This is a genomic window from Nonomuraea sp. CA-141351 (assembly GCF_050944675.1).
Lineage (GTDB): Bacteria > Actinomycetota > Actinomycetes > Streptosporangiales > Streptosporangiaceae > Nonomuraea.
Genome location: NZ_CP191982.1, coordinates 8,656,648 through 8,674,515 on the forward strand (window position 1 = coordinate 8,656,648; position 17,868 = coordinate 8,674,515).

General features: G+C 71.3%; 19 protein-coding genes. 11 read left to right on the top strand and 8 right to left on the bottom strand.

Annotated elements, in window-relative coordinates; all coding sequences use genetic code 11:
- Positions 1-55 precede the first annotated feature (55 nt).
- A complete protein-coding gene (locus ACQPWU_RS40725) occupies positions 56-1,246 on the top strand; it encodes an FUSC family protein (RefSeq protein WP_433431011.1) in 1,191 nt (396 codons plus the stop codon).
- A 20-nt stretch (positions 1,247-1,266) separates the two neighbouring features.
- The gene (locus ACQPWU_RS40730; protein WP_433431012.1) at positions 1,267-2,364 is read left to right on the top strand and encodes an FUSC family protein; all 1,098 of its coding nucleotides are present in this window, start codon (positions 1,267-1,269) and stop codon (positions 2,362-2,364) included.
- Positions 2,365-2,378: 14 nt separating this feature from the next.
- Here ACQPWU_RS40730 and ACQPWU_RS40735 read toward each other — a convergent pair whose 3' ends face one another.
- The 4 genes from ACQPWU_RS40735 to ACQPWU_RS40750 all read right to left on the bottom strand — a co-directional run bounded on the left by ACQPWU_RS40735 (position 2,379) and on the right by ACQPWU_RS40750 (position 5,307).
- Positions 2,379-2,759, bottom strand: coding sequence for a type II toxin-antitoxin system death-on-curing family toxin (locus ACQPWU_RS40735; RefSeq protein WP_433431013.1), 381 nt, complete (start codon positions 2,757-2,759; stop codon positions 2,379-2,381).
- Entirely contained in the window at positions 2,756-2,941 is a 186-nt protein-coding gene (locus ACQPWU_RS40740; RefSeq protein ID WP_433431014.1) for a CopG family transcriptional regulator, read from the bottom strand. Before ACQPWU_RS40740 ends, ACQPWU_RS40735 begins: the two co-directional genes overlap by 4 nt.
- An 80-nt stretch (positions 2,942-3,021) precedes the next feature.
- Positions 3,022-4,239: a hypothetical protein gene (locus tag ACQPWU_RS40745; protein WP_433431015.1), complete on the bottom strand. Its 1,218-nt coding sequence runs from the start codon at positions 4,237-4,239 to the stop codon at positions 3,022-3,024.
- A gap of 51 nt (positions 4,240-4,290) precedes the next feature.
- Complete coding sequence (locus tag ACQPWU_RS40750; RefSeq protein ID WP_433431016.1) at positions 4,291-5,307, bottom strand: aldo/keto reductase; 1,017 nt, start codon at positions 5,305-5,307, stop codon at positions 4,291-4,293.
- A gap of 92 nt (positions 5,308-5,399) precedes the next feature.
- Between ACQPWU_RS40750 and ACQPWU_RS40755 the strand changes: the two genes are divergently transcribed.
- Positions 5,400-5,939, top strand: coding sequence for a TetR/AcrR family transcriptional regulator (locus tag ACQPWU_RS40755; RefSeq protein ID WP_433431017.1), 540 nt, complete (start codon positions 5,400-5,402; stop codon positions 5,937-5,939).
- Between the two features lie 22 nt (positions 5,940-5,961).
- Here ACQPWU_RS40755 and ACQPWU_RS40760 read toward each other — a convergent pair whose 3' ends face one another.
- Positions 5,962-7,128: a pyridoxal phosphate-dependent aminotransferase gene (locus ACQPWU_RS40760; protein ID WP_433431018.1), complete on the bottom strand. Its 1,167-nt coding sequence runs from the start codon at positions 7,126-7,128 to the stop codon at positions 5,962-5,964.
- 25 nt (positions 7,129-7,153) lie between these two features.
- Here ACQPWU_RS40760 and ACQPWU_RS40765 point away from each other — a divergent pair, with 25 nt between their 5' ends.
- The 7 genes from ACQPWU_RS40765 to ACQPWU_RS40795 are packed head-to-tail and all read left to right on the top strand — an operon-like array spanning position 7,154 to position 13,868.
- The gene (locus tag ACQPWU_RS40765; protein ID WP_433431019.1) at positions 7,154-8,863 is read left to right on the top strand and encodes an alpha/beta fold hydrolase; all 1,710 of its coding nucleotides are present in this window, start codon (positions 7,154-7,156) and stop codon (positions 8,861-8,863) included.
- Entirely contained in the window at positions 8,860-9,780 is a 921-nt protein-coding gene (locus tag ACQPWU_RS40770; RefSeq protein ID WP_433431020.1) for a DUF418 domain-containing protein, read from the top strand. The genes ACQPWU_RS40765 and ACQPWU_RS40770 overlap by 4 nt, the downstream gene beginning before the upstream one ends.
- Positions 9,740-10,516, top strand: a complete 777-nt coding sequence (locus ACQPWU_RS40775) for a carbon-nitrogen hydrolase family protein (protein ID WP_433431021.1) — start codon at positions 9,740-9,742, stop codon at positions 10,514-10,516. Before ACQPWU_RS40770 ends, ACQPWU_RS40775 begins: the two co-directional genes overlap by 41 nt.
- Before the next feature lie 26 nt (positions 10,517-10,542).
- Positions 10,543-10,989 (top strand): hypothetical protein, encoded by a 447-nt coding sequence (locus ACQPWU_RS40780; protein ID WP_433431022.1) that lies wholly within the window; start codon positions 10,543-10,545, stop codon positions 10,987-10,989.
- Positions 10,986-11,381 carry a hypothetical protein gene (locus ACQPWU_RS40785; protein ID WP_433431023.1) on the top strand — a complete coding sequence of 132 codons (396 nt, stop codon included), beginning with the start codon at positions 10,986-10,988 and terminating at the stop codon, positions 11,379-11,381. Before ACQPWU_RS40780 ends, ACQPWU_RS40785 begins: the two co-directional genes overlap by 4 nt.
- Before the next feature lie 34 nt (positions 11,382-11,415).
- Positions 11,416-11,913 carry a sigma-70 family RNA polymerase sigma factor gene (locus ACQPWU_RS40790; protein ID WP_433431024.1) on the top strand — a complete coding sequence of 166 codons (498 nt, stop codon included), beginning with the start codon at positions 11,416-11,418 and terminating at the stop codon, positions 11,911-11,913.
- Complete coding sequence (locus tag ACQPWU_RS40795; protein WP_433431025.1) at positions 11,910-13,868, top strand: hypothetical protein; 1,959 nt, start codon at positions 11,910-11,912, stop codon at positions 13,866-13,868. The genes ACQPWU_RS40790 and ACQPWU_RS40795 overlap by 4 nt, the downstream gene beginning before the upstream one ends.
- On the opposite strand, the gene ACQPWU_RS40800 is transcribed toward ACQPWU_RS40795, so the two are convergent.
- Positions 13,865-15,349 carry a carboxyl transferase domain-containing protein gene (locus ACQPWU_RS40800; protein ID WP_433431026.1) on the bottom strand — a complete coding sequence of 495 codons (1,485 nt, stop codon included), beginning with the start codon at positions 15,347-15,349 and terminating at the stop codon, positions 13,865-13,867. The genes ACQPWU_RS40795 and ACQPWU_RS40800 overlap by 4 nt on opposite strands.
- Before the next feature lie 74 nt (positions 15,350-15,423).
- Positions 15,424-16,581: a CaiB/BaiF CoA transferase family protein gene (locus ACQPWU_RS40805; RefSeq protein WP_433431027.1), complete on the bottom strand. Its 1,158-nt coding sequence runs from the start codon at positions 16,579-16,581 to the stop codon at positions 15,424-15,426.
- Between the two features lie 76 nt (positions 16,582-16,657).
- On the opposite strand from ACQPWU_RS40805, the gene ACQPWU_RS40810 reads away from it, so the two are divergent.
- Positions 16,658-17,191, top strand: a complete 534-nt coding sequence (locus tag ACQPWU_RS40810; RefSeq protein ID WP_433431028.1) for a uridine kinase family protein — start codon at positions 16,658-16,660, stop codon at positions 17,189-17,191.
- On the opposite strand, the gene ACQPWU_RS40815 is transcribed toward ACQPWU_RS40810, so the two are convergent.
- Positions 17,188-17,847: a histidine phosphatase family protein gene (locus ACQPWU_RS40815; RefSeq protein WP_433431029.1), complete on the bottom strand. Its 660-nt coding sequence runs from the start codon at positions 17,845-17,847 to the stop codon at positions 17,188-17,190. The genes ACQPWU_RS40810 and ACQPWU_RS40815 overlap by 4 nt on opposite strands.
- Positions 17,848-17,868 lie beyond the last annotated feature (21 nt).

The window sequence follows — 17,868 nt, forward strand, 5'->3', positions numbered from 1 at the left end:
GGGTAGATGCGTGTTTGACATGCACGTGCACCAGCGCCTGAGCAGGCTGAGGCTGATGGCCCCCTCCATCGGCCAGTGCGCCGTCGGCGCCGCGATCGCCTGGCTCGTGGCCAAGGACCTGCTCGGCCACAGCCGCCCTTTCTTCGCGCCCATCGCCGTCGTGGTCTGCATCGGCGTAGGGCTGGGCCAGCGGCTGCGGCGGGTGGTGGAGCTGGTCGCGGGGGTCAGCGTCGGCGTCGGCGTCGGTGACCTGCTGGTGTCCCGGATCGGCTCGGGAGCGTGGCAGATCGCGCTCGTGGTGGCGATGGCGATGGCCGCGGCGGTGCTGCTGGACAGCGGCTCGATGATCGTCCTCCAGGCGGGCTCGTCGGCCGTGCTCGTCGCGACCCTCCTGCCGCCGAGCGGCGCCGGCGGGTTCGCCAGGATGGTCGACGCCCTGGTCGGCGGCCTCGTCGGGCTCGCGGCGGTGGCCCTGCTGCCCGCCAGCCCGTCCGCGCTCGCGAGGCGGCACGCGAAGGGGATGTTCGGCGCGCTGGCCGACGCGCTGCGGCAGATCGCCGAGGCCATCGAGAAGCGCGACACGCGCCTGGCCGCCGACGCGCTGGAGGAGGCGCGGGGCAGCCAGACGAAGGTGGAGGAGTTCCTGCAGGCGCTGCAGACGAGCAGGGAGATCGCCACCATCTCGCCGCTGCACCGCCACCGCCGCCCCAGCCTGGAGGGATACGAGAAAGCGGCCGTGCCGCTCGATCACGCGCTCAGAAACGCCAGGGTGCTGGCCAGACGGGCCATCGTGGCTCTCGACGGCTCCAGCCCGCTCCCGCCCTGGCTGCCCGGCGCGCTGCGCGACCTGGCAGACGCGACGCTCATGCTGCGAGACGAGCTTGCCGCCGAACGCTCGCCGGAAAAGGTCACCGAGGCGCTCCTGGCTGTGGCCTCCCAGCAGGGGCGCGAGCGGTGGGGCTTCTCGGCGGACGTGATGATCGCCCAGCTGCGGTCCATCATCGTGGACCTGCTCCTGGCGACCGGCACCGAGCGGGCGGAAGCGCTGGCGGCCCTGCCGTCGCTGGACGTCCACGCCGACGGGCCGGACACGTCCTTCGCCGAAGAGAGCGCCGCCGACGGGCACACGCCGCGTGACCAAAAGGAGCAGACCGAGAAGGCGAGCACCTCTCCCCCGCCGCCACAAAAACGCACAACCTCCGACGAAAAGGACTTAGATAGGGCAAACGTGACCTCAATGTCATAAAGATCCGCCATGGTGGAAAGGTGCGAACCAGGCTCAGCGATCATGTGAAGGAACGACTGGGCACGTTCGGCCTCACGGCACCGTCCATCGCGCAGTGCGCGGTCGGTGCCGCAATAGCCTGGCTCATCGCCATCGAGCTGCTCGGCCACCCACGCCCCTTCTTCGCCCCGATCTCCGTGCTGATCTGCGTGGGCGTCGGGCTCGGCCAGCGGCTGCGCAGGGTCGCCGAGCTGGTGATCGGCGTGAGCCTCGGGGTGGGCATCGGCGACCTGCTGGTGTCCTGGATCGGCTCGGGCGCTTGGCAGATCGCGCTCGTGGTGGCGCTGGCGATGACCGTGGCGGTGCTGCTGAACAGCGGGGCGCTGTTCGTCGCGCAGGCGGGGTCGTCGGCCGTGCTGGTGGCCGCCCTCGTGCCGGGCGACGGGGCCGGGGGCCTGGACCGGATGGCTGACGCGCTCACCGGGGGCATCATCGGGATCATGGCGGCCGCCTTACTGCCCGCCAGCCCGTTCACGATCGCGGCCAAGCACCTGTCCGGGGTGCTCGACGCGCTGTCCACGGTGCTGGAGCGGGCCGCCGAGGCGATCGAGAAGCGGGACGTGGACCTCGCGGCCGAGGCGTTGGAGGAGGCGCGCACCACGCAGGAGGCGGTGGAGGAGTACGGGCACGCGCTGGAGACCGCCAAGGAGATCACGCTGATCTCGCCGCTGCACTGGCACCGCAAGGCCAGCCTGGCGCGTTACGAGACCGCGGCCGTGCCGGTGGACCTGGCCCTGCGGAACGCGCGGGTGCTGGCCAGGCGCACCCTGGCCGCGCTCGGAGAGGCCAGCCCGCCGCCCCCCGCCCTGGCGGAGGCGCTGCGCGAGGTCTCGGAGGCGGCGCTGCTGCTGCAGCTGGAGCTCGGGGCGGGCCGCGAACCGACGCTGGCACGCCAGGCGCTGCTGGCCGTCGCGGCCCGCGAGCGGCCCGACGGGCTCGGCTTCTCGGCACACGTGATCATCGCGCAACTGCGTTCGGTGGTCGTCGACCTGCTGCAGGCGACGGGGATGGAGCACGCGGCCGCCACGGACACGTTGACGCCGCTGGACGAGCCGAGCAACGAGAGCACCCGGAGCTGAGGCGCGGTCGCCGGTCAGGATGATGTCGTGAAGGTACGCAGGACGTCCGCGATCTCGTTCACCTCGGTGAGCTTGCCGGCCGCGATGGCGATGACGAAGTCGTAGGCCTCGTCATCGTCCGGATCGAGCTCGATCCCGTTCTTCGCGAGAAAGACATACGTCGTCAGCCAGCCCGCCCGTTTGTTGCCGTCCACGAGAGGGTGATTGGTGACGATCGAATGCAGTAGCGCCGCGGCTTTCACGAACAGGTCACGATAAGCGTCGTGGCCGAACAGGGACGTCTGCGGCCGCAGGAGCGCCGCCTCGAGAAGCCCGAGATCGCGCACCTGGACGGGGCCGCCCACAGCGGCACGCGCGATGCGCAGGCCCTGCTCGAGGGTGACATAACGGGTCACTCGCCTAGCCTCCGCAACAGGTCGGCGAAGCGCTGGGCGCCCTTCTCAGCGAGCGCGTCGGTGACTTCGTCGTCGGAAACGTGCTCAAGGTAATAATCGATCGCGTGCAGAGCCACCTGCTGCATGCTGCGCCCCTCGAACTCGGCGCGCTTACGGAGGGCCTCGGTCTGCTCGTCGGTCAAGCGAAGGGTCATAGCCATACCCCCCATCGTAGGTCGGAGGCGGTATCACCGCGATACCACCACCGCCAGTTTAACCTTCATTACTCTCCGTTGGCATTGAATTCGGCGATGGCGACCCGGGACCAGCTGCGCGCGCTCAGCCTGCCCACCCCGAGGACCGTGCGGGTGCCGGGGATGTGGGCCATGGCCTCGATGGCGCCGTACTGCTTGCGTGACGCCTTCGATTCCACCTTCATCCGCGGCAGGCGGGTCGCGGTGCCGCCGGGGGCGAGGCGCCAGGTGTTGCCGAGGCCCGCGCCGTCCGAGCTGAGCAGGACGCCGCCGGAGCCGTCCGGGGCGAGCTTCGGGCAGCAGATCGAGGGGGTGGGCACCGGGTGCCGGGTCCAGGCGGAGCCGTTCCAGCGCAACACGATCGGCGGTGGGTCGGCGGGGTCGGGGCCGCCCTCTCCGTGGTTGAACGTGTGCTCCCCCACCGCCCACGCCTCCTTCGCCGACAGGGCCACGACGTCGCTGAGGAAGGCGTCCTCCTCGGGCGGCGCGGGATCGGCGAAACGGTAGGCGGGGGTGGGGACCAGGCGCCAGCCGCGGCCGTTCCAGTGCATGGCGGCCGGCTGGGTGAGCGGCCCCGGCGTCGTGCCCAAGTTGCGGTGGCCGACCGCCCACATGTCGTCCGGCGCGGTGGCGGCGAGGGCGCTCGCCTGGGCGGGGAGCGTGACGGTTCGCCAGCGCGTACCGTCCCAGTGGCCCGCCCTGCGCTCGTCGGCGAGGACCCAGACGTCGGTGGGTGAGAACACCTGCGCGTCGATCACCTGCCACTGGTACGGCGGCAGCCGGCGCCAGCCGGTGCCGTCCCGGCGGAACACGCGCGTGCCCTGGTCGTCCGGGCGGAACAGCCACAGGTCGCCGGGGCCCGACGCCCCGAGGCGGAGGTCCCCGATCACGTCGATGTCGCCGAGGCCGTCGGGCAGCTGGGCCGGCCGCCACGTGCGGCCGTCGTAGCCGAGCAGGAACGCCTGGCCGTCCCGCGCGCCGACCGCCCACGCGTCACCGGGGCCGGTGGCGACCACGTCCCACAGCTCGCCGCCGAGCTCCTCGCCGACGTAGGTGTAACGCCAGCCGCCGGGCGCCGCGGGCGGGATGACGGGGCTGCCGCCCGTCGTGGGTGTGGGGGCGGCCTGCGTGGTCGTCGGTACGGCGGGCGGCTGGAGCAGCGTCGGGCGCCCGTGGTCCCGCGCTGGGACCTGGCATGCCGCGGCGAGCCCGAGCACGAGAACCATCGCGACATGCCGGCGCTTCACTCAGCCAGGGATACCACGATTTGTCGGGCAGCACCCGTACGTATGCGGATGTCAGCGTGGGACGAGGTGGAAGAACGAGCCGTCCATCGGGCCGAGGTCGACGTGAGAGATCTCGTCGAGCCTGGCCACCGCTTCCCCGGAGAGGTCCAGGTCGAACGCCGCCAGGTTCTCCCGCAGCTGCTGCACCGATCGCGGGCCGATCAGCACCGAGGTCACCCCGGGGCGCCGTGCCGCCCAGGCCAGGGCCACCTCGGCCGGTGCGGCTCCGAGCCCGGCCGCCACCTTGACCAGCTCTTCGGCGATGTCCAGGTTGCGGTCGTTGAGCAGCGAGCGGGCCCAGCGGTTCGCGCCGGGCAGGGAGTGGCCGAGCAGCCTGCCCATACGGCTGTCCGGGTCGGGGGCCTCGCCGTGCTTGTAGCGGCCGGTCAGGACGCCGCCGCCGAGCGTCCCGTACACGACGGTGCCGATGCCGTGCCGCTCGCACGCCGGCAGGATCTCCGCCTCGATCACCCGCTGGATCAGCGAGTACTGCGGCTGCAGGCTCACGAACGGGGTGCCACCGACGCGGGCGGCGGCCCACTGCGACTCGACGAGCTGGGTCGCGGTGAAGTTGGAGCAGCCGAGGTAGCGGACCTTGCCCGCCTTGACGAACCCGTCCAGCGTGGCCATCGTCTCCTCGATCGGCGTCGCCGGGTCCCACTGATGGCACTGGTAGAGGTCGATGTAGTCGGTGCCGAGGCGGCGCAGGCTGGCGTCGAGGGCCCTCGTGAGGTGGCGCCGCGACAGGCCGCGCCCCTCCGTGCCCACCGGCATGGCGCCCTTGGTGGCCAGTACGACCCGCTCGCGCCTGCCCTTCAGAGCGCGGCCGACGATCTCCTCGGTCTCACCCCGGTGGTACAGGTCGGCGGTGTCGATGAAGTTGCCGCCCGCTTCGAGGAAGGCCTCGATGATCCGGCCCGCCTCGGCCTCGTCGCTGGCGGCCAGGCCGTACTCGGTGCCGAAGTTCATGGTGCCCAGGCATGCCCTGGAGACGCGCAGGCCGGAGTGGCCCAGGTTCAGATGGTCCAACGGGAGTCCCCTAGAATCGGAATGAGTGTTCCGGATGCCTTTCCGACCATACGGAACACTCGTTCCGGTTGTCAACGAAGGGGCTCTCATTGATGCGTGCCGACGCGCAACGCAACCGCGCCCGGGTGCTGGAGGCCGCCGAGGTGGTGCTGGCCAGGGACGGGCTGTCCGCCTCGATGCGCGAGATCGCCGCACTGGCCGGGGTGGGCGTCGGTACGATCTACCGCCAGTTCCCCGCCAAGGAGGACCTCTACCAGGCCATCGTCGTCGACCGGATGCGGCGGCTGGCCGCGCTGGCCGACGAGCTGGCGTCCGCATCTGATCCCGGGGCGGCCTTTTTCGAGTACTTCACCACGATCGTGGAGGACTCGACCGTCAAGAAGGTGCTGGTGGATGCCTTGGCGGTCGCGGGGATCGATGCCAAGGCCGGCACGCCCGACATCCGGGGATCCATCGAGACGCTGCTGGTGCGGGCCCAGGAGGCGGGGGCGGTCCGGGGGGATGTGGGGATGGCGGAGTTGCTCGCCCTGCTGAGTGCCGCGTGCTTGGCGGCGCAGCACAACGGGTGGGACGAGAGCCTGCGTACCAGGACCCTCGCCATCGTCTTCGACGGCCTCCGCCCGTCGGCGTAGAGCCGTCCGGCCGGTGCGGGGGTCAGGTGGACAGGCGCTTGAGCCGGGTCACCGCCTCGTCGATGACCTCGTCCTTCTTGCAGAAGGCGAACCGGACGAAGTGGCGGCCGCGTTCGGCGTGGTCGTAAAAGACCTGGGTCGGGATGGCCACCACCCCGGCGAGGTCCGGGAGGCGGCGGGTGAGCTCGAGGCCGTCCGAGAAGCCCAGGGGGCGGATGTCCGTCTGGACGAAGTACGTGCCCGAAGGTCTCAAGACCGAGAAACCGGCGGCCGCGAGGCCCTCCATGAGGCGGTCGCGCTTGTCCTGGAGTCCCGCGCGAAGGGCGGACACCCACTCCAGCTCGTGCCGCAGCCCGTACGCCACCGCCAGCTGCCACGGCGCGCTCGCCGTGAACGTGAGGAACTGCTTGACCGTCTGCACCGCCGTTACCAGGGCGGGAGGGGCGCACACCCAGCCGGTCTTCCAGCCGGTGACCGAGAACGTCTTGCCCGCGGAGGAGATCATCACGGTGCGCTCGCGCATGCCGGGCAGCGTGGCCAGCGGGATGTGCTCGACCCCGTCGAACGTCAGGTGCTCGTACACCTCGTCCGTCACCGCGATCAGCCCGTGCTCCTGGCAGAGCGTGGCGATGACCTCCAGCTCGGCGCGGGTGAACACGGTCCCCGTGGGGTTGTGCGGCGAGTTCACGAGGATGGCGCGAGTGCGGGGCGTGACCGCGGCGCGCAGCTCGTCCGGGTCGAAGGTGAAGCGGCCGTCCACCGGGCGCATCGTCACGGCCACCAGCCGCGCCTGGGCGAGCGCGATCGACGCCGCGTAGGAGTCGTAGTACGGCTCGAAGGCGATCACCTCGTCCCCCGGCTCGCACAGGGCGAGCACGGTCGCCGCGATGGCCTCCGTGGCCCCCACCGTGATCAGGATCTCGCCCACCGGATCGTACGAGAGGCCGTAGTGAGCGGCGCGGTGCTCCGAGACCGCCCGGCGCAGTTCCGGCATGCCCGGCCCCGGCGGGTACTGGTTCACGCCCGACGTGATCGCCTGGACCGCGCGGTCGAGCATCGCCGCGGGCCCGTCGGTGTCGGGAAAGCCCTGCCCGAGGTTGATCGATCCGGTCTCGACGGCGAGCGCGCTCATCTCCGCGAAAATCGTCGTGCCGAAGGCGCGCATCCTGGCAACAAGTGGTTCGGTCACAACCCCACACTATTAGTCTCTTGTCGTGATCACCCGGGTCGTGCTCGCCCTCGCCCTGACCGCTCCCCCCGTCATGACCCCGGACGGAGGCGGCACGCCCCCGTGCCCGGTTTCCGTCCCGGCGGGCACGACCTGCGCTTTCCTCGAGGTTCCCGAGCGCAGGGACGCCCCCGAGAGGAAGATCAAGGTGGGGTACGCGGTCCACGTCTCGACCGCCAAGGACCGCAAACCGGACCCTGTCGTGTACATGAGCGGCGGACCCGCGTCGGCGTCCATGCAGCTCACCGGATTTCTGAGCCAGATGTTCCCCGATCGTGACGTGGTGACGGTCGAGCAGCGCGGCAGCAAGTACTCCGAGCCGGTCCTGGGCTGCCCCGAGACGGCCGAGGCGCTGCTGGGGCAGCTCAGACGGCCGCCCGCCGACATCGCGGCCGCCGCCGGCCGGTGCCGGGCAAGACTCCGGGAGCAGGGCGTCGACCTGCGCGGATACAACACGAAGGAGATCGCGGCCGACGTCGTCGCGTTACGCCGGCAACTCGGGTACGAGTCCTGGAACCTGTTCGGCGTCAGCTACTCCACCAGGGTCATGATGGACGTGGCCGCCGCCGACCCCAAAGGGGTGCGGTCGGTGGTGCTGGACTCGTACCTGCCGGAGAGCGTCAACTGGTACGACGACGCCGGCAGGAACCTGGCGGACACGGCGGCCGCGCTCGGCATGAAGGAAGCGTTCGACGCCGCGACGGCCCGGCTGAACGCGAAACCCGCCCAGGTGAGCACGACCGACCCGATCCTCGGCAAGGCGTTCTCGGCGCGTGTCAGCGGCGACGACCTGGCCACGATCATGGCCGAGGCGCTGCACGAGGCGGACGTGGCGGCGGTCGCACCCGCGATGATCGGCGCACTCGCCAAGGGCCACGACGAGTTGCTGCAGCCGCTGGCCGACGCCGTGGGCGAGGGGCTGGTGTCGCACGAGTTCGGGCTTTATCACGCGGTGCAGTGCCAGGACGAGATCCCGTTCAACACATTCACTCCCAAATCCCGACTTTTCACCGTAAATGGGGACAAGGCGGTGTGTGATGCCTGGCAGCTCCCCAAGGCCAAGCCCGTCAACGCCACCACCCAGGCCCCCGTGTACGTGGTGGGCGGCCAGTACGACCCGACCACCCCCACCAGGACCACCAAGCCCGCGGCGGAGGCCCTCCCCAACGCCCGTTTCGAGGAGTTCCCCCGGGCCTCCCACGCCGTCTTCCTGACCAGCGCCTGCGCCCGGCGCAAGATCCTCGAGTTCGTCACCGACCCGGCGAAGAACACGGCCTCCCCCTGCCCGGACGACGACGACACCGCCATCCGGCCGGGCGACCTGCACGTGACCGGAGCCCCGTACCAGATCTCGAAGTCCCCGTGGCTGGCCGCGCCCTTCGCCCTGTTCGCGCTCGTCTCCCTGATCCAGCTCGTCGCGGGCGCGCTGAAGGGCAGGGCACTGGCGGCCTTCGGCGGGCTGACCGGCGTGGCGTTCGCCGGGCTGGTCGGCCAGTCCGTCTACGCCCTGGCCGGCAGGAACGAGACCGCCCTGGCCGTCGGCGTGCCCGGCACGGTCGCCGTCTACACCTGGATCGCCGCCGCCTCGGCCGTACTGACCGCCGCGGCACTCCTTCGCGACCGCCGATGGCCGCAGAGCACGGCGGCCGTCATCGGCGCCGGATTCCTCGTATGGTGGTTCACCTGGTTCCTTTGACGCGCATCCGTGAGCTCGACGCCCTCCGCGGTTTCGCGGTGGGCGGGATCATGCTGGTCAACACCTGGCAGCACACCGACAAAGGAGCCCGCAACGGGGTCGACTGGACCATCGACGCCCTGTTCCAGAGCCGGTTCTACCCGATCTTCTCGCTGCTGTTCGGCATCAGCTTCGTGCTGTTCCTGCGTGGCAACAGCCGCTGGGCGCTGTTGAGCAGACTCTTCTGGCTGTTCTGCCTCGGGATGGCGCAGCACCTGTTCTACCAGGGCGAGGTGCTGACCGACTACGCCGTCTACGGCGCCGCGGTGCTGCTGCCCGCCTCCTTCCTGGCGGGCGGCCTGCCGGTGCTGCTGCTGGGGCTGGCGGTGCTGGCCTGGGGGCTCATGGTGGGCGGCGGGCCGTTCCTGATCCCCGGCCTGTTCCTGCTGGGCATGGGGCTGTATCGGCTGGGACCGCCGAGATGGCTTCTGCTGCCCTCGTTCGCGGTCACGGCGCTGGCCACCGCGCTTCTGACGGCCGCCTGGGCGAGCACGCACGCCTGGAGCGTCTACAGCGTGGCCGCACTGGCGGGCGCGGCGGCGTACTCGCTGGGGTTGCTGCTCGTCCTGCGGCCGTGGTTGTCGGCGGTGCTGGAGCCGCTGGGCAGGATGGCGCTGACCAACTACGTCTCGGGCACCGCGGTGATCGTCCTGGCCGCGCCGCTGCTGAACGCCGACCCCACCCGCTGGTCGGTGGTGGCGCTGGCGGCGGTGACCATGGCCGCGCAGGTGCTGCTCAGCAGGTGGTGGCTGAGCAGGTTCAGGTACGGGCCCCTTGAGTGGATTTGGCGGTGCCTGACCTGGTTTCGACCGGTGCCTAACCGGTTAGAGTCGGGCCGTGACCACAATCGCCCTCTGCCAGATCCCCGTGTCTCCTGACCCGTCCACGAACCTCAAACGGGCCCAGGAGGCGCTCGCCAAGGCCGAGGGGGCCGACCTGGCGATCTTCCCCGAGGCCACGCTCACCCGCTACGGCCGGCGCATCACGGACCTGGCCGAGCCGCTGGACGGCCCGTTCGTGTCCGCCCTGGCCGAGTCCGCCAAGGAGCACGGGCTGTCGGTGATCGCCGGGGTCTTCGAGCCGGGCGACGGCCGGGTGCACAACACGGCCGTGGCCATCGACGCCCAGGGCGCGGTGAAGGCGGCGTACCGGAAGATCCACCTGTTCGACTCGTTCGGCGCGAAGGAGTCCGACCTGGTCGCGCCCGGCGCGGAGCCGACCGTGGTCGAGCTCGCGGGGCTCAAGGTCGGCCTCATCACCTGCTACGACGTACGCTTCCCCGAACTCGCCAGGGCGCTGGTGGACAAGGGCGCCGAGCTGTTCGCGGTGATCGCCGCCTGGGGCTCGGGGCCACTCAAGGAGGATCACTGGGTCACCCTGGTCAGGGCCCGGGCGCTGGAGAACACGATGTGGACCGCGGCCGTCGGCCAGGCGCCGAACCCGGCCGAGTCGTCCGACGGCTTCGGCGTGGGCCGCAGCATGCTGGTCGATCCGCTGGGCGTGATCCGCGCCGACCTCGGCACGGCACCCGGCGTGCAGGTCGTGCGAGTCGACCACGAATGGACGGCCGCGGCCAGAACCACCCTGCCGTGCCTCGAACACCGGGTCCTCTGAGGTTCAGCAGATCGTAAAGTAGTACCGTGAGCGGAACGCAGATGCAGAAGGTTGTCCCGCCGCGTCTGCTCGTGCCATACCTGTCGGGCAAACGCACGGTCATCTCAGGTTACGTCTACCGCGTGCAGGACTGCGTCAGGCTGACCACGCCTGAGTCGCTCTATTACGGGCTCGACCTGTCGTTCGACGGGTCTGAGCTGTTCGCCGAGGTGCCCGAGCTCTACCTCATGCGCTGGCACGCCCGCGACGTCGACACGTACGCGGTGCCGTACGGGCCTCACATGGGTGGCGACTGGAGCGACGCGCCTCCGTTCGCGGGCAACGGGTTCACGACGTCGTCGGATCACGTGGTGCCGCAGTTCCACACCGTTCCGATGCCGATCCCGGCCGGGGCGGAGATCGTCCACGTGACAGCCGACGGCGAGCGGCCCTTCGCCGAGTACGACGGACTGACCTGGCGGCGTGCGGCATGAGCGAAGAAATCATGCCGGTCGCGTCCGGCTTCGTGGCCCGCTTCGGGGATCGCACGCTGCCCGCCGCCCTGGGCCCCGACAGCGACCAGGTGGTGCTGTTCAGCGAGGTCGAGCTGGAAGGCTTCGAGCCCGCGTCGGGCTACTGGCGGCGGGTGGTGGCCAGGCCGCAGGTCGAGTGGCTGGTGCTGATCCGCACGGTGGGGGCGTTCGGCGGCGAGCCCTGCATCGTGCTGGACGAGGACGACGACGGGCTGCACATCGCCTACACGGGCCACAGCGGGATGAAGGCCGAGGCGCTGGGCTACTGGATGGTCGATCACGGCGCCTACGAGGTCGTGGTGCCCCGCGAGGAGGTCTTCTCGATCCGCGTCGAACGGATTCCGGTCCCGTAGTCAACCGGCGGCCGCTCCGGGTGTCTTGTATGGCGTGACCGAAACAGCGACCACGGCGCAGCCGTCGTTCGCCGACCTGTTCGCGGCCCAGTACCACTCACTGGTACGCCTGGCCGGGCTGCTCGGCGCGGACGACCCCGAGGACATCGCCCAGGAGGCGTTCGCCCGGCTGCACACCAGGCGCCTGCGCGACGACCGGGCCGCCCTGGCCTACCTGCGCGCGACCGTCTGCAACCTCACCCGTAACCGCCTGCGACATCTCAGGCTCGTACGGCTGCGCCGCCCCGACCCCCCTGAACCGGCCCGCAGCAGCGAGCACACGGTCATCGTCTCCGAGGAGCACCGCGAGCTGCTGGCCGCCGTGGACCGCCTGCCACGCCGCCAGCGCGAGGCCCTCGTCATGCGTTACTGGCTGGACCTGTCGGAACGCGAGATCGCCGAGGCCATGGGCGTCTCGCCCGGATCGGTGAAGACCCACGCGAGCAGAGCGCTGGCGACCCTGGGCAAGGCGCTGAAGGAGGAGGACGCGTGAACGACCTGGAAGAGCGCCTGCGGGCCGCGTTCGACGCCCGCGCCCGGACCTTCGAGGCCAGCCCGCACGCCTGGACGCGCCTGCAGAGCCGCGCGCCGCGGCGCCACCCGGCCCGGTGGCTGCTGGCCGCGCTGCCGGTGGCGCTGCTGGCCGTGTTCGTTCCCGTCCTGGTCAACGGGGGCCTGGGCAGGAACACCGCGACCGACCCGACCGGGATCTACCAGCAGCTCATGAAGGAGCGGACGCCCCTCGGCGAGCAGGTGACCGTCGGCAACCCCTCCGAGGGCAAGCCGCTGCGGATCTGGTTCGCCAAGGCGAAGCTGGGCTATCCCCAGGTCTGCTACGTGGTCGAGCGGGCCGCCGGCGAGCCGTACGGGGCCTGCGTCGACGCCGTCGGGTGGAAGTACGCGGATGCCTGGTACGTGGGCAGCACGCTGCGGGACGGTGCGGCGACCGCGATGGACTGGGGGCTGGCGCTCCAGGACGTGGGCGCGGTGGCCGGGGTCACGAAGGGCGGGCAGGAGTTCCCCGGCACGGTGCGGAGCCTGGACGGCGCGCCGTACCGGCTGTGGACCGTGACGTATCCGTCCCAGGAGCCCATGTCCAAGATCCGGATCTCGGACGTCAAAGGCAAGGACCTCGGGTGGTGGTCCCGCGACGGCCTGGCGGCGACGACCGGGCAGCCCATGAGCGCGCCCATGGAGCTGTCCCAGGGCATCTCCGTCCGGCCGTACCGGACGAAGGACGGGACGCAGCTGACGTGGTCGCGGCACGGCGCCGAGCTCAGCTCGCAGGTGCCCCTCGCGGCGAGCCCGGTGGTGATGAGCCCCCAGCGGGACGTGATCGTCGGCTTCGCCCGCAAGGACGTCGCCAGGGTCGAGGTCTCGTTCGACAGCGGGCGCTCGGCGAGCGTCGAGACCAGGCCCGATCCCTGGAACCTGGGCATCACGCTGTTCGGTGCCACGAGCCCGTCCGACGACCCGGCCGAGGGCCGCCGCATCACCGCCTATGACGCCTCGGGCAAGCAGGTCGGGCGGTACGACGAGCCGGCCAGGACGTCGCCGGACAAGGCCGACAAGGTCGTCGGCGAGGTGATGACCCTCCCGGGCACCGAGGGCTCCGGCCGGCCGGTACGCATCTGGTTCACCCAGCGGTCCAGTGAGGGGAACGAGTTCTGCTTCACCGGCGGCCCCGAACCGAACGACTGGGGTATGACCGGCTGCTTCATCGAGTACCTGCACGGCGCCTACCCCTTCCATCAGTCGACCACCTACCTGCCGGACCCCGGCGCCGACACCTACTTCGGCCCGGCCCTTGAGGACTGGGAGTCGATCGACGCGGTGCTCCACGACGGGCAGCGGGTCCGCGCCTCATTCCTGCGCGGCACGGGCGCCCCGCATCCGGTCTGGCACGTCAGCGTCCCGCGCGGCACCGAGGTCGGGGGCTTCATCGTGAAGGTGAAGGGCAAGCCGGACAAGCAGGTCCCGAATTACTACAAGGGCTGCGCCAAGCAGGCCGCGAGATCCGAGATCGCCCCCCAGACCTTGCCGGCGGGCATCACCGCTCTCGTCGTGCCGGCCTGCGCGGCCTTCTGGGAGAACGGCGAGGCGATGCCGGCTCTGCCTGGTCCGCTGCCCGGCGCGCGGCTGAGCGATCTGCTGGACGCCGAGCTGCCGGTCCGCTGGATCAGCGGCAAAACGGCCTGGTACGGCTACGCGCCCGCGGGCACGGCCAAGGTGGAGATCCGCATGAAGGGCGGCGCGACTGCAACGGCCGAGACCGTCCCGGATTCATGGGGGCAGGGCGTGACGCTGTTCGCGGCCCCCACCCCCCATGGAGGCGACTTCGAGACCAGCGCCCTCACGGGCTACGACGCCGGTGGCAAGGAGCTGTGGCGGTACGAGGTCCCCAGACCGCGCGCCGTGGCGACGGTGACACCGGCCCCGCGTTCCTAGCGGAGGTTGCGGAAGCGGGCCTGGCGGGCCGCGAAACGGTCCGCCGGGCTCAGCTCCAGGAGCCTCGCGATTTCGTACTCCAGTGCCCGCCCCACCCGCTCGCAGAACTGCCGCGGCTCGTACGCGGCGTCCGGCATTTCCGGAATGACCCGGTCCACGATGCCGTCCTGCCGCAGATCGGTGGCGCGGATGCGCTGTGCCTGGGCGATCTCGGGCGCGAAGTCGACCGAGCGGTAGAGGATGGCCGAGGCGCCCTCCGGCGGCAGCGGCGACAGCCAGGCGTGCTGTGCGCACAGCACCCGGTCGGCGGGCAGCAACGCGAGCGCCGCGCCGCCGGCGCCCTCGCCGAGCAGCAGGCACACGGTCGGCGCGTCGAGCATGACCAGCTCGGCCAGGCAGCGAGCGATCTTGGCGGCCAGCCCGCCCTCTTCGGCCGCCTTGGACAGGTCGGCCCCTGCCGTGTCGATCACCGTGATCAGCGGCAGGCCCAGCTCGGCCGCCAGCCGCATGCCGCGCCTGGCCACCCTGAGCCCGGCCGGGCCGAGCGGCGAGTTGGCCCGCTGGACCCGCCGGTCCTGGCCGAGCACCACCGCCGGCGCCGAGCCGAACCTGGCCAGCGCGAGCAGCAGCCCCGGCTCGTGCTCGCCCTCTCCGCTGCCGCTGAGCGGGGTCACGTCGGTGGCGGCGAGCTTGAGCAGCGCGCGCACGCCTGGCCGGTCGTCGCGGCGCGAGCGGGTGATCGCCTCCCACGCCTCGACGGGCCGCAGGTCCTCCTCCGGAGGGGCGCCGGCCACGACGCCTGATCTGTCGTCGGCGAGCACGCCGAGCGCCTTGATCGCGAGCTCCCGCGCCTCCTCGGCCGGCACCACCGCGTCGAGCAGCCCCTTGCGGTGCAGGTTCTCGGAGACCTGCACGCCCTCGGGGAACGGGTAGCCGTGCAGCGACTCGAACACCCGCGGCCCCAGGAACCCGATCAGCGCCCCCGGCTCGGCCAACGTGACGTGCCCGAGCGACCCCCACGACGCGAACACCCCGCCCGTCGTCGGATGCCGCAGGTAGACCAGGTACGGCAGGCCCTCCGCCCGGTGCGCCTGGATCGCAGCGGTGATCTTCACCATCTGGACGAACGCGAGCGCGCCCTCCTGCATGCGCGTGCCGCCCGACGCGGGCGCGGCCAGCAGCGGCAGCCGCTCTCGGGTGGCCCGCTCGACGGCGGCCGTGAACCGCTCGGCCGCCGCCACCCCGATCGAGCCCGCCATGAACGAGAACTCGCAGACCGCGATGGCCACCCTGCGGCCGCCGAGCAGCCCTTCGCCGGTGACGACGGCCTCGTCGTAGCCGGACTTGACCCGGGCCGCGGCCAGCTCGTCGGCGTAGGAGGAGCCTGGCTGCGCGGGGTCGGCGGGCGGCGCGTCCCACGATTTCCACGACCCCCGGTCGAGGATCGTTTCGATCAGTGTGCGCGCGTCCGGACGGCTCACTATCGCTCCCTAGATGTCAGCCAGCGTTGCAATGTTGACGCACGAAGACGCCGTCCGGTGCCGCGGAATGCGGATCATCGTTCGCGCTCCTCCAGCCAGGCGAGCACCGCGTCGCCGTCCTGTCCGAGCGCGGGCGGCGCGGTGTGCTCGAAGCCGGTCAGCCCGTCGAAGCGCAGCGGCGGCCCGGGCAGCTCGATCTTCCCCAGCACAGGATGCTCCACCTCGACGACCAGGCCCTGCGAGCGGGTCTGCTCCCAGGCGTAGACCTCGTCGAGCGACCTGATCGCGCCCGCCGGCACACCCTCGTCGCCCAGCCTGGCCAGCCAGTAGGCGCGGTCGTGGGCGGCCAGTGCCTTCTCCATGTCGGCGATCAGCTCGTCCCGGTGCGCGAACCTGTCCCTGTTCGTGGCGTATTTCGGCTCTCCGGGGTCGATGCCGAGCAGCGTGGCGACCTTCTTCCACTGCCCGTCGTTGGCCGCGGCGATCTGCAGCATGCCGTCGGCGCAGCGGAAGGCGCCGTAGGGGGCGATGGAGGCGTGGTGGTTGCCGCCGGCGGCCGGCACCTTGCCGCCGACCGTCCAGGCGGTGCCGTGGTAGGAGTGGACGCCGGTGATCGCGGCCAGCAGCGAGGTGCGTACGACACGGCCCTCGCCGGTGCGCTCGCGCTCGTAGAGGGCGCTGACGACGCCGTACGCGCCGTGGATGCCGGCGAGCAGGTCGGCGATGGACGCGCCCACGCGGTACGGCTCATCGGGCGACGGGCCGGTCAGCGACATCAGGCCCGCCTCGCCCTGGGCGATCTGGTCGTAGCCGGGACGTCCGCCTTCGGGGCCGTCGTGGCCGAAACCGGTGATCGACAGGATGACCAGGCGGGGGTTGAGCTCGTGGAGGCGCTCGGCGGAGAAGCCCAGGCGGTCGAGCACGCCGGTGCGGAAGTTCTCGATGAGGACGTCGCTCTGGCGCACGAGGCGCTCGATGAGCCGTTTGCCCTCGGCGGACTTGAGGTCGACGGCGATGGACTGCTTGTTGCGGTTGGCCGCCAGGAAATAGGTCGAAATTTCGTGATCCGGCCCGACGAACGGCGGTCCCCAGCCGCGCGACTCGTCGCCCCCGTCCGGATGCTCCACCTTGATCACCCGAGCGCCCAGGTCACCCAGCATCTGCGCTGCGTGCGGCCCGGCAAGGGCCCTGGACAAGTCGAGCACGACAATGTCGCCGAGGGGTCCGAGCAAGATCAACCTCCTACTTGCGTTCGGGGCGAAAGAACATTCTCTCAGTTGCACGTACCGGGTCATCTACCCTGGGTCGGTGAATCACCTGGCCGAGCGCATCATGAGCCTGCGGCCGTCGTGCGGCCCCGTCCGGCTGGTGGCGGTGGACGGGCCGGCGGGCGCGGGCAAGACGACCTTCGCGGTCCGGCTGGGGGCGGCGCTCGGCTGCCAGGTGATCCACAGCGACCACTTCCCCGTGCCGTGGGAGGGCGGACCGGGCGGTTGGTTCCACGCGCTGGAGTCGCAGGTGCTCGTCCCGCTGCGGGACGGTCTGCCCGGGGGTTTCCGCAGGTACGACTGGGTGCGCGGAGAGTACGCCGAGCAGGTGTCGGTGCCGGTGGCGCCGGTCCTGGTCATCGAGGGCGTGGGCACGGCTCGCTCCTCCGTCGCCCATTTGCTGGCGTTCACCGTGTGGCTGGAGGCTCCGCGGCCGGTGCGGTTCGCGCGGGTCATGGAGCGGGACGGGGCCGAGCTGGAGCTTCGGTGGCGGGAGTGGTTCGCGGCGGAGGAGGAGTGGTTCGCCGAGGACCGGACCCGGGAGCGGGCCGAGCTGATCGTCTCCACCGGCTAGAGATGCGCGACGTCGTTGAACCGGACGAGCCCGGAACGGTCCCAGACGGACACGGAGCCGTTCAGCACCGGCGCGAACTCCAGGACGGCCGCCAGATCCGCGTCAGGACCGCCCGCGATGACGTGGCGCAGGCCCAGCACCACCGAGTCGTGGGCGACGATCAGCACCCGCCGCCCTGCCGCGTGTTCGCGTAGGTCGGCGAGGAGCTCACGGAGCCTGACCACGACGTCGGCCAGGGACTCGCCGCCGGGCGGCCTGAAGGCGTACGCGCCCTGGGCCTCCCGCCGCGCCAGCTCATCGGGGAAGCGATCCCTGATCGCGGCCAGGTTGTAGTGCGCGAACGCGCCCGCCTCCTGGTCCCTGAGCCGCTCGTCCACGGTGACCGGGAGCGGGCCGGCGCCCCACGACTGCAGGGCCACCCGCCACGTGTCGAGCGCCCGCAGATAGGGCGAGCACCACACGACCTCGGGCGTCTCGGCGGCGGGCATGCCCGCCAGTAACCGCCCGAGCGCCGCCGCCTGCTTCCTGCCCAACTCGGTCAGCGTCACCTCGTGGTCGCCCGGCTCGTAGAACAGCGGCCGGTCGCCGGCCTGCTGGTGGGCCAGGTTCGCCTGGCTCTGTCCGTGTCGTACCGCGATGATCCGCTCGGGGGCCATTCCGACATCTTGTCACGTACC

Bases quoted from the DNA above. Each gene is read 5' to 3' on its own strand.
- ACQPWU_RS40725 (WP_433431011.1), top strand. From the start codon at position 56: ATGGCCCCCTCCATCGGCCAGTGCGCCGTCGGCGCCGCGATCGCCTGG.
- ACQPWU_RS40755 (WP_433431017.1), top strand. From the start codon at position 5,400: ATGCGTGCCGACGCGCAACGCAACCGCGCCCGGGTGCTGGAGGCCGCC.
- ACQPWU_RS40785 (WP_433431023.1), top strand. From the start codon at position 10,986: ATGAGCGAAGAAATCATGCCGGTCGCGTCCGGCTTCGTGGCCCGCTTC.
- ACQPWU_RS40815 (WP_433431029.1), bottom strand. From the start codon at position 17,847: ATGGCCCCCGAGCGGATCATCGCGGTACGACACGGACAGAGCCAGGCG.